Origin of the sequence: Lactobacillus panisapium (genome assembly GCF_019469265.1) — a bacterium.
Lineage (GTDB): Bacteria > Bacillota > Bacilli > Lactobacillales > Lactobacillaceae > Lactobacillus > Lactobacillus panisapium.
Genome location: NZ_CP048268.1, coordinates 672,860 through 687,940, shown reverse-complemented (window position 1 = coordinate 687,940; position 15,081 = coordinate 672,860). Strand labels below are relative to the sequence as shown.

Genomic DNA, 15,081 nt, shown 5'->3' with positions numbered 1-15,081 from the left:
AAATTTTTCGTAATGTGGTCTGATCTCCCAAAAGGAAATCAGACTTTTTTGATATAAAAATACACGACTCCAACTAACTTGGAGCCGCGTATTTTACGTTGGCTGAAATAATAAAACTAATTTTGCAGTTTCTTATCTTTTTGCTAATGAATTAAAACAAGAAGAAGTTGCGGCTGAATTAAATGTTTTATTTACCCAATTTGATTTTTTCATAAGATGTTCCAGTCAACTCTTTCACAACTTGCTTTACTTCTTTAGTAGCTAAGGATTTCGAACCACCATTTCTCAAGCGGGATATTTCATCAACAATAATTTTATGATTCTTTTTATTTAACTTAAATGTCAGTGATGTCAATAATGCTACTAAAATTAATGCACTAGCACCAATTACCAATGCTGATAATATAGCATTCCTAGTTTCGAACGACTGAACCGTTGCATTTTTGACAAATCCATGCATATCTAAAAACATACCAACTAGAACGGTTGCTAATGAAGCAGTTAAGTTTCTTAATAGGGTCATCACTGAGGCAAAGACACCTGCCCTATTTTCACCCGTGACGATTTCATCAGTATCAGGAATAAAGGGATAGACATTCCACGGAATAAATTCGAGCAGTGAACGGCCAACTTGGTAAAGCAAAGATATGATAAATAACCAGAGTACAATATTTGCGGGGCGAACCTTGCCAAGGACAAAATATCCTGCCAGCATGAATAACATGATTGAATAAGCACCGACATAAAGCCAGCGTGGTCCAATTTTAATAATTAATAAGCCGCCAAGTAAAGAAGTTACTAAACCAATAATTGATAGCGACAACATATTAGCAGCAACAGTAGCGGTCACCCCAAGCACATAAACACAATAATAAGTGAAGGTAGTGTTATAAACATCTTTTCCCGTAAAAGAAAACAGGTAGATTATTAAATGCTTTCGAAAACTCTTATTTTTAAAAGTTGCAAAATAAGACTTGATCGCCTCCCACAGAACTTTCCTGGGCCTTTTTGCTTGTTCACTATCTGCCGTAACCAGTTCGCTTACAGGCTTTTCCCACGTATTAAAAGCTGTGATATTAATAAAAACGATAAAAATTGTGGTAAATATTAGCCCCATAAGTAGAAATGGCATTGGACTATTTTGTCCTAAAATTTTAAATAATTGTCCTGGTATCCAAGTTGCCAGAAAGGTGGCACTTGCTGAGCAAAACATTCTAACCGTAGATAATTTAGTTCGTTCATTAAAGTCTGTAGTCATTTCTGTCGGTAAAGTTTCATAGGGAATCGTAATGGTTATTGCTACATCAAAGAGACAGAAAGTAACTAAGTAATACCAAAAATTCAGTCCGCCTACCCACATTAATGCAAATACCAGTAAAAATGGGGCACCTAAAAACAGGAAGAAATGTCGTCGTCCAAATCTTTTACCTAATTTAGTTCGATAAAAATTATCCGAAACCCCGCCAAGAATAAAGCCAAATACTGCAGAAACAACTTTACCAGTTGCTACAATAATTGCACCTTGGGTAGCCGTTAAATTGCAAAACGAAGTGTAGAAATATAACAGCCAAGCACCAATAATTGTCTGTCCGCCACCACCGATAAAGTCTGAAATACCGTAGGCGATAGCAGTTTTGGTGGTTACTTTTCGTTTGGTATAAACTCGTTTAGAAATTTTATCTAATAACTTCACATTCCTTCCCCCTGCTAATTAAAGGTAAATTCATTACTCTATGATTTGTCTTAATTTAAGCAGTTTTTTAAGTATTACTCTTGTTAACAGTACGGCAAAATAATTTACTATTTAACACTTAGACCAGAATTATTTTGATTATGACTGAACATTCCCGTATTTGAACCCTGAAGTGTCACATTATTCATTTTGACGTTTGCAGTGTTTTCAAGCCAAAAGCCCGCAGCCGCATATTTTTGACTATGTTCAATCATTTCTGGCGCCTTGGCAATTGCATTAGGCTGCATCGTAACTGAATAGTTGGTGATCGTTAAGCCAGAGACCGGTGATTCTGGCAGGCCATAAATAAAACCGGCCACAGCAGAAACATCCGAAGCAAAAGTATTTGAAATCGTAATATTTTTAATACATGGTGTACTTTCATTAATAGGTTGTTTCTCACTAGTTAAATAATTTGCTGAAACTGACCCACTTTTACCATAATATTCATTAATTGCTATTGGTGTAATTACAGACTGCATAATAGTATTTGTCACAGTTATGTTCTCAATCTGACCACCACGTCCACGTCTAGTTTTCATCCTGATACCGCGATCAGTGTGATCAAAGACATTGTTACTAATCACAACATTTGCAATACCACCACTCATTTCGCTACCAAAGACAACGCCACCATGACCGTGTTTCATTATATTATTACTAATAATAATGTCTTGGCTCGGGCTTTTTTGCGTTGTTTTTTCTGTTCCTGACTTAATAGCAATGCAATCATCACCATCGCTAATAGAATTATTTAGGATTTTTACATTTTGGGATGATTCGGGATCAATCCCATCGGTATTGGGTGAATCTAAAGGATTATCAATTGTAACGCCTTGAATTAAAACATCATTACATTCAAGGGGATGAATTGTCCAGGTAGGAGAATTAATTAGTTTAATACCAGTAATTTTTATTTCAGAACTATGATCAAAAGCAATTAAGTACGGACGAGAATATTGATAAGGTGTAAATGATTTGCCTTTTAAAGGACCACTTTTTGCCTGCTGATACATCCTCCACCAAGCTTGCCCATTACCATCTAAAGTACCGTTACCAGTGATTTGAACATGATGAACATTGTTACCATAAACATCGGGATGGCGCATTTTAGTTTCCGTGCCTTCATACCTCGTTTTTATTGCTGGAAAAGTGGCAAATTTGTTTGAGAAGATTATTCTTGCACCATTACAAAGGTGCAAATTTAGGTTGCTTCTTAAATTTAGGTATTTTACGTGATAAGTTCCAGCCGCTATTGTTACTTTTCCTCCACCATGTACTGCCACTTTATTTATTGCCGCTTGAATAGTTGTCGTAGCATCTTTTTTCCTTACGTTTTGCCTTGTTATGGTAATTACATTGTTATTCGTCACTTTTTTAGCAGCAACGTTATTAGTACCGGTCATTAAAAATCCAATTGCAATCATTCCCAGAAATTGTACAATCTTTTTCAAAAAGTTCACTTATGATGTCCCCTTTTATTTAAAGTATGTTTGATCAATAAAAGTGTTTTAATCGCTAGTTTGAAAGTGGCTAGCTGTCTTATTCAGTTGATTTACAGCATTCATTAGACCTCATGATGAAGTTAAGTCGACTTAATGTAAAAATATCTGTCAATTACAGAAAAGCACTTAATTTTGAGTTGTTTTCAAGAGTTACTAAGACTAAATCAATCATTTTTAGAAATTAAAATAATTTTTGGCATTATTGTAAGAAATATCTTGGACAATTTTTCCTAATTTTTCTGGATTATCAGGAACTCTTCCTTGTTCAGCCAACTTGCCATAGAAATTACATAATACCCGTCTGAAGTATTCATGGCGCGGGTACGATAAGAAACTTCTTGAATCCGTGAGCATTCCGACAAAGTTTGGCAACAAACTTTGTTGCGCAAAAGTTCGTAATTGGTTTTCAATTCCTTCAGCAGTGTCGTTAAACCACCAGCCGGCACCAAGCTGCAGTTTTTGCTTAGTTCCACCTTGGAAGCAACCCATCATTGTTGCCAATTCCATCCAGTCGTTATTATTTAATGAATAAAAAATCGTACGCGGAATCTGGTCGGTATCCTGCATTTTGGTGAATAACTTAGTAAACTGAGCAACAATGTCAGGTTGGGTACCAACAGCATCATAACCAGTATCAGGACCGATTTTTTCAAACATCGGGTGATTCAAATCACGATTAGAATTAATATGAAACTGCATTGTCCAATCAAATTCATTATTTAATTCCATTAATTTTTCAAGCAGCATTGTTAAATACTGATCAATTTCTTCTTGCTTAAGAGGTGCATTGTTAATACCCTTTTGCACAATTTCATCCAGCTTTTCTTCACTAGCTTCATTAAAATGAAATTTAACTAATGAATGATCTGATAGTCTGCCACCCATTTGAGTAAAGAACTCGAAGCGTTGATGCAAAGCAGCAACAATATCGCTAAATTTGCTAATTTTTACACCCGAAACCTTACTTAAAGTTTCCAAGTATTCGCCATATTCTCCGCGATCAATTTGGATAAGCTTATCTGGCCGCATAGCAGGAAGTGTCTTAAAACCATTTTGTTTTTCTTCTTTTTTCAACAATTTGTGATACTTCAATTCCGATGCTGGATCATCGGTTGTACAGACCACCTTGACATTAGAATTTTTAATTAAATTTCTAGGTTTAAATTGCTCTGTTTGAAGCAACCGATTAGCCTCTTGCCAAATTTTAGGCGCAGATTCTTCTGTCAATTCGTCATCAATCTTAAAGAAACGCCGCAGTTCCAAATGTGTCCATTCGTAGAGTGGATTACCATAAGATTTCTCAATTGTTTTTGCCCATTCAAAAAATTTTTGATATTCGTCGCCATCTCCAGTAATATACTTTTCATCCACGCCATTTGCTCTCATCAAGCGCCACTTATAATGATCACCATAAGTACCTTCATTGAGCCAAATCCGAGTAATATTTGGATAATTCTTATTTTCGTAGATTTCTTCTGGGTTCAAATGGCAATGAAAATCAATAATCGGCATTTTTTGGGCATAATCATGAAAAAGTGTCTTAGCAAGATTATTTTCCAGTAAAAAATCTTTATTTAACAAACTCATAGTAGCTTAGAACCTCCTTGACTAGTTGCTAGCTGATTTACTTTTCCTTTGAAATATCTGTTTTAGGCTCGTTCTTGTCGAGAGCTTCTTGCTTAGTCTTAACTACTCCTTGCAATAAGTCTAAATGCTCTGCAATATGAATATTCAAGTACTTGTCATAAAGATCCTGATTCTTAAGTAAGATATCCCAGAATTTATCGCGGTAAACATAATGATAATTATGTTTCAAGTTCATAATTGGACCAAACATAGTGTGTAAAATTTGTCTTGAATCATCATTGTTTAGCAATTCATTGACATTATCAGGATTAATATCCTCAGGTTTTGGAGCCGTACCATCTGTTTGAGCGTTAAAGACATAGAAGTCCTTTACGGCATCCAGATTTTCGTAGGCAAACTTGTATAATTCGACCATAAATTTTGGATCCTTATGTGCAATTACCCTGAGTGCCTCTAACCAGTTAGTACCTGCTGTCTTAACATGCCAGCCATTCTTTTTCGAAATCCTACCAATAATTTCATAAACAGATAGCTTATCAGAGCCTGAGTGAATACTTAAGCGATAGCCAAAGTGTTCTGCGATTGCTTCGTGAATCTTGTAATCTTCTTCAAATTCCTTTGGATCACCGATATAATCAATTGCCTTTTGAAATTCACCAACAAATCTTGGTGCTAAAGAAGTTGGTGTAATACCACGTTGTTTCAATTCATTAGCAAAGAAGTAGTGGTTGGCATTGGTTGTTCGATAAGGCGTTTCATCCATTGAAATTTCAAGGTCCAAATTATACGGCACGATATATTTGTTATAAACATTAATAGCGAACAGAATAGCGTCATAAAACGTTAAAACTGACTCTTCAACATCATGTTTACTAAATTTAACAGAATAACCATTGCCAAGATCAAAGGTCTTGTTTAGGTATGCCTCATTGAAATACTTAATTTGGGCTGGATCTAATGCATTAAACTGGCGGTCTAATTCTTCATCACTTAAGTTAACCGCCTTATTATTAACTACTTCCGTTAAATCTAGCGTAATGATCGAGCAACCAATCTTAACTGCATAGTCAACTTCATAAGGAGTTTTAACGTGGTCACCATCAGCACCCCAACCATAAGTAAAGCCTTCTTCAAACACGGCCCATGCTGCAGATAAAAAGACATCTGTATTGGTTCTGTTCATTAAAGTTAGTTCACGAATCGATTGCTGTGCTAAAACTGGCATAACATTACGACCCTTAAACAATCTAATATGAGCATTAGAAGCATTGCCTAACCGATCACCAAGACCGAAAGAATATTTGTAGTTGCGTCTTGAAGTTGGTCTCATCCAAAGGAAACGTTTAGATAGTGCCTTATTATTTCTTTCATTCAGACGACCAACTAGTAAAGTTGAATCAACATCTGTTAATGACTCTTCCGCTTCAAAATCTGTTGCCGTCAACCGATTTTCATAAGCAACTAAACTCTTTTGCATAATTCCATTTGAGCCCATGTGGTGAAGGATAAAGTAAACATTCCGTCGATCAACTTGAATGGAAGGAACATAAATTTCTTTATTCGTTAAGCCATCATATTTACCATTTGCTTGTAAAATCTGTTTAACATCGCCTAATAATTTATTTAAATCCATTATTTTATTCTCCATTTCTTATTCTTAATTTTTAGTTATCACTAATTTTTCCGCCTTCCCAACGACCATGATCTAGGTCATCAGCAATTTGGGCGAATTTTTTATCATCTAATTTATATAAGAAACCAATAACTACTGCTGCTAAAAGTAGGCAAACACCTGGATATAAAGTCATTGCTGCCTTGATACCCTGTAAAGCACTCGCCGTTTGGGGAGCATTAGCAACATAACCAGTCAAGGCCAACACACCTGAAGAAACAAGTGCAGCTAGAGACTGGGCTATTTTGCGCGAGAAATTGAAAGCGGCATATGTTATACCTTCCTTACGCGTACCAGAACGCCATTCACCGTAGTCAATTGCATTTGAAACCATTGCCCAGGTTATTCCGTTAGGAATTGCTAGTGCCGTGTAACCAATTGTTACCAAGATAATAAAAGTCACGACATTGTTGGGTAAAATAAAGTTCAACAAATTAGCAACGGCTCCGATGATAAAACTGCACATCGCAGTCTTTTTTTGGCCAAAATGTTTGGTAAGGAAAGGAATCATAAAAACACCAACAATTGAGCAACCCATCATGATTGCATTAATAAGTGGCTGCAGGCCAATGTTGCCTAAATTATATTCGGCATAAAAAACCATCATCTGATTATTGGTATTCATCGCTGAAATAGTGAACAGCGTCATTAGGATAATTGCGCCTAAAGGTCCATTTTTGAAAATAACCCTAAAGTAATCCTTAAAGCCTTCTTTTTGCGCTGACTTTTTTCGGTTAACGTGAACATTCTCTCTTGTGCCAAAGTAACAAATTGCAAACATTAAGACGCCAATAATCGCAAAAATGAGTGAGGCAAAGAAATATCCTTTTTTCTGATTGCTACCACCAATCATTACTGTCAGTGGGATAAAAGCTACTCCCGCAATAAACTGGGCTCCGACAGAGCCAATTTGCCGGGTGGTCGCCATAAAACTGCGATCTTGTGAATTGCGTGACATAACTGAAGCCAATGAACCATACGGATCATTAGTAAACGAATACGTTAAGCCCCAAATCATATAAGCCGCATAAGCGTAAATAATCTTTTGCGTCATCGTCAGATTATTTGGCATCGTAAAAGTTAAAACCGTTAAAACGCCTAGAATAATGGCAGAAACCATCATAAACGGTCGAAATTTACCACGTTTTCCAATATGCTTTCGGTTATCAACAACTGATCCAGCGATTGGATCCATAAATGCGTCAAAAATTTTTGTAAAAGCAAAAATACCACCGACAACACCCGCACCAATTCCGACTCCATCTATCCAAAACTTAGTTAGATAAGACTGGCCCAAATCAAACATAAAACCATTGCCAAAATCACCAAAACCATAAGCGATCTTTTGGTAGACAGGTATTTGTTTGGAAGAATCATTTACCAGGTTCTGACTATCTTTTTTTGAATTTTCTGAAGTATCATCTGAATTAATGCTTTCCATTACACACCTCCATATTAAATTTTCGCTATGCAAAAAAGAGTTAACTAAACTTTTTTTGTAGCTGCTATGTCCTTGAGAAGTAAAGTAAACAGTGGTCAAAACTAAAACGGTTGTTAACACATGCGACTTAAATCTCAGTTCCATCAATGATATATTAGTATATCTGTAATCGGTTTCATCATATGTCTTAAGAATTTAACTGTCAACACAAAAATTATTTTTTGTTTGCTTTATTTAGTATCATGCCTAGTGTCAGTAATGTTTACCAGTTTCTAATTTTTTTATTTTATGGCTGCGGTGTAATTAAATTATCAAAATAATGAAATAAAAAAGGCTGACTTATGACTTAAAATCATAAATCAGTCTTTTAAAAATGCTATTTTACTAAAAATTATTCAAAATAATCAGCGTAATCCTGGCGTAAAGTCGGTTCCTCAGTCAACATCCGATGCAAATGACTGGAAATAAGCTTTGTGGCTTTGCTAGTCTTCTTTTCAGTTACCGCCTCAAGAAGTTCTTCATGCTCATCAACTAAAGTTTCCCAAGATAAGCTCTTACTACGAAGACGCAGTACCCGAAAACGATTTAGCTGCATATTACTCATTTGCAACCAGCGCCACACCTGGTCTCTTCCCGTTGCCTTATAAAAGTAATGATGAAATTGCTCATCTAATTCGAAAAATCTCATATCATCATGAGTCGTTCTTACTTCTAACTTCTGCCTGTCAATAATTTGCTGTAAAACCATTAGATCATATTCATTGAGCTTAGCAATAGATTCTTGGATAATTTTGGTCTCAACACTTTCCCGCAAAAATCGTGCATCTTTCGCCTTTTGTAAATTAATTTTCGAAATATATGTACCGGACTGCGGGACCGATTTAATTAATCCCTCTTCTCTTAATTGCAGTATTGCTTCTCTGATTGGTGTCCTACCGATATTTAATTCTTCACTTAAATTTTTCTCCGATATTTTCTCACCTGGTAAATATGCCAAGCTAATAATTCTTTGTAAAATAGTATTATAAACTTTTTCCTTCATGCTTGAAATCATTGCTATAATCGGTGACCTCTCCAATATATTAGATTCTTTAATTACAATAATACTACTTTTTCTTATTTATCAGGAGCAATAAAATAAAAATCTTAGATTTGTTATTGACAAAGTCTAAGAATTCGCTTACATTGTAATATATTAGTATATCTTAATCAAAAACATACTTACTAAGGAGGATTTTATTGACGTGCTTAGTTTAAATGACGACTATTTAGCTAAAAGTGCTGATTTTTCAACTCAAACTATTGCAATACCAAAGTTTGACCAATCAAAAATCTCCAACTCAACTAAAGAAAAACCTGTATGGGTTCATTTTGGAGGTGGTAATTTATTTCGCTGTTTTCATGCAAAAATCGCTCAAGATCTTATAAATAATCATGAGTTGACTAGCGGTGTTACAATCGCAGAAACATATGATGATGAAGTAATTGAGAAAATTTATAATGCCTACCATAATCGTATCTTGCGGGTTGTAATGAACAGTGATGGTAGCTTGGAGAAAGAACTTTTGGCTAGTGTTGGTGAAGCAGTTTACTTTAATCAAGCCAGCGAAAAGGGCTGGAACCGGCTAACTGAAATTTTTACCAAACCATCCTTGCAATTTGCTACTTTCTCAATTACCGAGAAAGGTTACGCTCTAACTGATGTTAGTGGAGCGCTAACTCAGGCTGCTAAGGAAGATATTCAAAACGGACCAGAAAAGCCTAAAACAAATATGGGGGCTATTGCTCACCTGCTTTATGCTAGATACAATGCAGGCAAATTACCAATTGCAATGGTTTCAACTGATAACTTTTCGCAAAACGGCTTAAAGTTAGAAACAGAAGTTTTGCGCGTTGCTGAAGGTTGGCTTAAGAATGGCTTTGTTGACCAGGAGTTTATTGCGTACCTTAAAGATCCAAAAAAAGTTTCTTTTCCTTGGACAATGATTGATCGGATTACCCCTAATCCTGCTCAAAGCGTTGCAGATAGATTAAAGAGCAGTGGATTTGCTGATACTACGATTCTGCACACCAAAAAACATACAAACATTGCTCCATTTGGCAATACAGAAAAAACGCATTATCTGGTAATCGAAGATAATTTCCCTAATGGTCGGCCTCAGCTTGAAAAAGCTGGCGTAATTTTAACTGACCGCGAAACCGTTAATGATGCAGACCAAATGAAGGTAACGGCTTGTTTGAATCCTTTACACACTGCTTTGGCAATTTACGGTAATCTTTTAGACTATACGTCAATTGCCGATGAACTAACAGATGATGATTTATTAGGTTTAATTAAAGCCCTAGGATATAAGGAAGATTTACCGGTAGTAAAAGATCCTAAGATTATTAATCCCAAGAAATTTATTGATGAGCTCATTACTATGCGTTTACCAAATAAAAATATTCCTGATACGCCACAAAGAATTGCTAGTGATACATCCCAAAAGATTGCTATTCGCTATGGCGTTACCATTCAACATTATCTTGATGACCCTCAACTTGATGTTACAAGCCTTGAATTTATCCCACTAGTTTTGGCGGGATGGTGTCGCTATTTAATGGGAATAGATGATAATGGCAACGAATTTACTCAAAGCCCTGATCCACTACTAGATAACCTTAAGTCATATGTGGCAGGAATCAACTTAAGTGACGATGATCAAGCTAAAATTCATCAAGCCCTTAAGCCAATTTTGGCTAACAAGAGTATTTTTGGCAATGATTTGTATCAAATTGGGCTCGGCGATATAGTCGAAGACTACTTTAAACAGTTAATTGCTGGCAAACATGCTGTTCGCAAGACGCTGCATGAAACAGTTAAAAACAAAAAATAACAAGACAAATTAAAGAAAGAAGTTTAATTATGAAAAACATGGGATTTCGCTGGTACGGCGACAATAACGATTCCATCACCCTATCAGATATTCGGCAGATTCCTGGCGTTTCTCAAGTTGTTGGTACTCTGTTTGACATACCAGCCGGCGAGGTTTGGCCGAAGGACCAAATCAAACACCTAAAAGATGAGGTCGAAGCAGCTGGCTTAAAGCTTGAAGTGATTGAATCTGTTAACATTCACGATGATATCAAAATTGGTCTGCCAACCAGAGACCAGTACATTGAAAACTATATTGAAACAATCCGTAATTTAGCCGAATATGGTGTTAAGGTTATTTGTTATAACTTCATGCCTGTCTTCGATTGGGTTAGAACTGACTTACATTATCTTTTACCTGATGGTTCAACGGCAATGGCTTTTGAGCAAAAATACCTTACCGATGATCCGCAAAGTATTGCGGATGCAATGCAAAAAAATTCAAACGGTTATGTCCAAGCTGGATGGGAACCTGAACGTATGGCTGAGATTAAACGTCTGATGACAGCGTATAAAGATGTCGATACTGAAAAATTAACAGCCAATCTAAAATATTTCTTAGATGCAATTATTCCTGTTTGCGAAAAGTACGATGTTCGAATGGCTATGCACCCTGACGACCCACCACGTGAATTGTTTGGCTTACCAAGAATATATAAGAATCGAGATGATATGCTTAAAATTGAACAGCTACACGAATCCCCATACAATGGATTTACCATTTGCTGTGGTAGTTTAGGTGAAAATCCGCAAAATGATGTTCCCGCAATTATCCGTGAATTTGCAGCTAAAGATCGTGTCTTCTTTATTCATGGACGAAACATTAAATTTATAAACGATGACGGTGACTTCCATGAATCAGCTGCATTATCCAGTGAAGGTTCATTAGACATGTACGAAATAATGAAAGCATTATATGACAATGATTATCAGGGCTATATTCGTCCAGATCATGGTCGTGATATTTGGCATGAAAATGGCCGTCCTGGATATGGCCTATATGATCGTGCATTGAGCATTAACTACCTTAACGGCTTATGGGAGGCTATCAATAAAGACCATCGATAATAAAATACTTCCCCTTTTTTAGATAATCAAAAACCATCTCATAAACTAAAAACTATTTCTAATCAATCCTGACGATGAATATCATTCAACATTTCCCTTCTAGGTATTCCGTCGTCAGGATTTTTTATACGCATTTTTAAGTAAAGATTTCTCCTTCAAAAATCATTTCTTAGTAACGAGAACTAAAACAAGGTTCCAGCTCAAGATAGTGAGCAATTACAAATTAATTATGATTAGCTTTCTTCGTCTGGATACCTGGTACAAGGTGGTTTCACTTCTCAATAATTCATACCTGTTTCTTTGATAATACCTTAAAAGTTGTTAGCAGCTTGAGTGATTAGTTCCTAGTGCCTATTACTAAGGATTTAATGATGGGTATTCAAAAACGCCCTAACTCGCCACGACCAGCTTAATTTACGGCAAAAGATGGCGAATTTTGACTAGTAGTCAGGCTTATGCGCAATAGTTTTACCCACATAAATAACCTCATAGTTAGTTGAACCATGAGGTTAATTTATTTTCTTATTTACAAAGTATTTTAGAGACTACGATCAACTTTTTATCAAACCGTCTCGTTAGTTTCATTGAAATGCCGCTTTTTACCATGACGATCTATTACCGGATCATTCAAATCGTTTAAATCACGATTATTTGTGTTAGGCGATAGCCAAGCACTGATAAAAGTTACTGCTGAAAAGAAGATCATCATCAGTGCCAGTGGCCACCAACTCCCCAGAGCCATTCCTACCAGCGAGGCAGCTATCACCGGGCCAAATCCGGTAGCAAAAAGACCAGCAATCTCTTTTGCTAATGATGAAAAAGTCATCCGGTGAAGCGATCCAAACAGTTCAGGAATCATGATATTCTCCAGGGCAAATAAATCTTGCACACCAACATTTAACCCGATAATCATGGCGATTGTAATTAACAGAGTGTTTCTAGTACTAATTAATAGCATCATTGGGATAGCAAATATTGCCATCGCGCCCGATAAAATTAGGTACATCGTTCTTCTACCAAACTTATCTCCTAGCCAACCGACAAAAGGAATAGTGAAAAACGAAATGATTGATGCAATCATATTGGCATCAGTTGGAACAGTTCGCGCAACAGAAAGATAAGTGACAAGAAAAGCTGCTAAATATGTTTGCATTAGACCACTGTTACCGGCCTGACCAAATCTTAACCCACCAGCTAAAACAAAGTTCTTCATCGAAGATTTAAAATTAGTATGCTCAGCTTTTTTCAGAGCTTGTTCTTCATTTTCCTTGTTGCTTGGGTCTTTTTCTGCTTGTTCTGCTAATTCTTCGCGTAATTGAGCCAATTCTTTCTTTTTTTGTGCCATTACTGGACTCTCTTTAATAAAAAGTCGAATTAAAATGGCAGCAATCATAACCACAAATGAAGCATAGAACGGTATTCTCCAACCCCATGTTAGCAGTTGTGCATGAGTGCAATGCGTTAAAATTATTGTCCAAATGCCATTGGCAATTAGTGTTCCGGTGGAAGTGCCCAAGCAGACGAAACTACCGACAAATCCCCGGCTCTCTTTTTTCGCAAATTCAACTGTCATGATGCCAGCACCACTAATTTCTGCACCAGCACCGAATCCCTGAATGATCCTTAGAATTACTAATCCGATTGGGGCTAAAATACCTACTTGAGCATATGTTGGTAAAAATCCGATGCCAGTTGAAGCTATTCCCATCAAGGCAATAGTGAAAAACAGGACATCCCTACGGCCAATTCTGTCTCCTAGCCTACCAAAAAACCAGGCACCTAGCAGTCTTGCACAATAACCGGCGCCATAAGTTCCCATTGCCATTATCAAGGCCATGGAAGGATCTTCATTATCAAAAAAGATTTCATTAAAAACGATTGCAGCTGCAAGTGAGTAAAGCTGGAAGTCCATAAATTCCATTGCTGTTCCTAGCCACCCACTTGCAGTGACTTTGATAATTTCTTTATTATCGATTGTTACCTCTTTATTTTGTTTATCCATTTTTATCCTCTAAAAGTAGCTTATAAAAGCGCTTACTTGAATGTGCCAATAAATTTACCATTACTACAATTAATTAGCCTAGTTATCGAATAAAAGAACAATCTTTCTCGCTTTGTCTGGATCATTATTCATTAAATCCATTGCTTTTTGAGCATCTTTAATATTAAACTTCTGGTTTACCATGCCATCATCGCCCAATTTGTTGTCTTCAATGGCATGAATTATTGGTTCAAACTGAAAAGTTTGGTGCCGCGAACCACAGATAGTCAATTGCTTCTGCATAATTGGCTGTTGGGTAATTGTTACCGGTGCAGTTGAGAACCCCATTGGCACAACTCGTCCTGCCACACCGGCTATCTCTAAACATGACTTGAAAGTTGAAGGTGCTCCAACCGCATCAATAACAACATTTGCCATTGCCCCATTAGTCCATTGCTTAACTTTTTCAACTAAATCTTCATTTTTAACGTTAACAATCTCATCAGCACCATTTTCTTTTGCAAAAGCTAATTTTTCTTGGGCAACATCCGAAATCAAAACATTGGCACCCTTGGCTTTTGCAACTTTTAAAGATAATTGTCCAATAGTACCTGCGCCCTGAATCACAACTGTTTTACTTAAGCCAACTTCACCTCTAGTTGTTGCATTACCTGCAATCGTATATGGTTCTGAAAGAACCGCTGTTGTCCAAGGAACACTCTTATTAATGTGATGAAGTTGCTTTGCTGGCACTTTAATATATTCCTGCATACCACCGTCTTGGTGCACACCCAATACTTTTAAATTGGCGCAAGCGTTAGGCATATGCTGTCTGCAAGCATAGCATTTACCGTCATAACTAATTGGCTCCACTACCACATGATCACCAATTGTAAATTCAGTAACTTCTTTACCCGTTTCGGCGATTTCACCAACAAATTCATGTCCCATTACCCGTGGAAGTTCAACGAATGGATTTGAACCATTGTAAATTGCTTTATCACTCCCACAGATGCCGACGGCTTTGACCTTAACAATAATATCTGTTGGGTTATCAATTGTTGGTTTAGGCACATCAACGACTCTCATATCTTCTTTACCATATACACGAACTGCTAACATAATATCCTCCTTAAAAAAGTATTTTTAACAATTTCCCAGCTGTTTTCTTGACTCTGGTA

General features: G+C 36.6%; 10 protein-coding genes. 2 read left to right on the top strand and 8 right to left on the bottom strand.

Annotated elements, in window-relative coordinates:
- Positions 1 to 187: 187 nt before the first annotated feature.
- The 6 genes from GYM71_RS03430 to GYM71_RS03405 form a co-directional block, all read right to left on the bottom strand.
- Positions 188 to 1,693, bottom strand: a complete 1,506-nt coding sequence (locus tag GYM71_RS03430) for an MFS transporter (protein ID WP_220220925.1) — start codon at positions 1,691 to 1,693, stop codon at positions 188 to 190.
- 107 nt (positions 1,694 to 1,800) lie between these two features.
- Positions 1,801 to 3,195, bottom strand: coding sequence for a glycoside hydrolase family 28 protein (locus GYM71_RS03425; RefSeq protein ID WP_220220924.1), 1,395 nt, complete (start codon positions 3,193 to 3,195; stop codon positions 1,801 to 1,803).
- A 216-nt stretch (positions 3,196 to 3,411) separates the two neighbouring features.
- Entirely contained in the window at positions 3,412 to 4,824 is a 1,413-nt protein-coding gene (gene uxaC, locus GYM71_RS03420; RefSeq protein WP_220220923.1) for a glucuronate isomerase, read from the bottom strand.
- A 37-nt stretch (positions 4,825 to 4,861) separates the two neighbouring features.
- Entirely contained in the window at positions 4,862 to 6,457 is a 1,596-nt protein-coding gene (locus GYM71_RS03415; RefSeq protein WP_220220922.1) for a tagaturonate epimerase family protein, read from the bottom strand.
- Between the two features lie 31 nt (positions 6,458 to 6,488).
- On the bottom strand, positions 6,489 to 7,937 hold the full coding sequence (locus tag GYM71_RS03410; protein ID WP_220220921.1) for a glycoside-pentoside-hexuronide (GPH):cation symporter: 1,449 nt from the start codon (positions 7,935 to 7,937) through the stop codon (positions 6,489 to 6,491).
- 391 nt (positions 7,938 to 8,328) lie between these two features.
- Positions 8,329 to 8,979 (bottom strand): GntR family transcriptional regulator, encoded by a 651-nt coding sequence (locus GYM71_RS03405; RefSeq protein WP_220220920.1) that lies wholly within the window; start codon positions 8,977 to 8,979, stop codon positions 8,329 to 8,331.
- Positions 8,980 to 9,181: 202 nt separating this feature from the next.
- Between GYM71_RS03405 and GYM71_RS03400 the strand changes: the two genes are divergently transcribed.
- Both GYM71_RS03400 and uxuA read left to right on the top strand, forming a co-directional pair.
- Positions 9,182 to 10,813, top strand: coding sequence for a mannitol dehydrogenase family protein (locus tag GYM71_RS03400; protein ID WP_220220919.1), 1,632 nt, complete (start codon positions 9,182 to 9,184; stop codon positions 10,811 to 10,813).
- A 29-nt stretch (positions 10,814 to 10,842) separates the two neighbouring features.
- The gene (uxuA, locus tag GYM71_RS03395; RefSeq protein WP_220220918.1) at positions 10,843 to 11,919 is read left to right on the top strand and encodes a mannonate dehydratase; all 1,077 of its coding nucleotides are present in this window, start codon (positions 10,843 to 10,845) and stop codon (positions 11,917 to 11,919) included.
- Between the two features lie 562 nt (positions 11,920 to 12,481).
- Here uxuA and GYM71_RS03390 read toward each other — a convergent pair.
- Both GYM71_RS03390 and GYM71_RS03385 read right to left on the bottom strand, forming a co-directional pair.
- Positions 12,482 to 13,921 carry an MFS transporter gene (locus GYM71_RS03390; protein ID WP_220220917.1) on the bottom strand — a complete coding sequence of 480 codons (1,440 nt, stop codon included), beginning with the start codon at positions 13,919 to 13,921 and terminating at the stop codon, positions 12,482 to 12,484.
- A gap of 78 nt (positions 13,922 to 13,999) precedes the next feature.
- On the bottom strand, positions 14,000 to 15,022 hold the full coding sequence (locus tag GYM71_RS03385) for a zinc-binding alcohol dehydrogenase family protein (RefSeq protein ID WP_220220916.1): 1,023 nt from the start codon (positions 15,020 to 15,022) through the stop codon (positions 14,000 to 14,002).
- Positions 15,023 to 15,081: the final 59 nt, after the last annotated feature.

Bases quoted from the DNA above. Each gene is read 5' to 3' on its own strand.
- GYM71_RS03410 (WP_220220921.1), bottom strand. From the start codon at position 7,937: ATGGAAAGCATTAATTCAGATGATACTTCAGAAAATTCAAAAAAAGAT.
- GYM71_RS03415 (WP_220220922.1), bottom strand. From the start codon at position 6,457: ATGGATTTAAATAAATTATTAGGCGATGTTAAACAGATTTTACAAGCA.
- GYM71_RS03385 (WP_220220916.1), bottom strand. From the start codon at position 15,022: ATGTTAGCAGTTCGTGTATATGGTAAAGAAGATATGAGAGTCGTTGAT.
- GYM71_RS03405 (WP_220220920.1), bottom strand. From the start codon at position 8,979: ATGAAGGAAAAAGTTTATAATACTATTTTACAAAGAATTATTAGCTTG.
- uxaC (WP_220220923.1), bottom strand. From the start codon at position 4,824: ATGAGTTTGTTAAATAAAGATTTTTTACTGGAAAATAATCTTGCTAAG.
- GYM71_RS03390 (WP_220220917.1), bottom strand. From the start codon at position 13,921: ATGGATAAACAAAATAAAGAGGTAACAATCGATAATAAAGAAATTATC.
- uxuA (WP_220220918.1), top strand. From the start codon at position 10,843: ATGAAAAACATGGGATTTCGCTGGTACGGCGACAATAACGATTCCATC.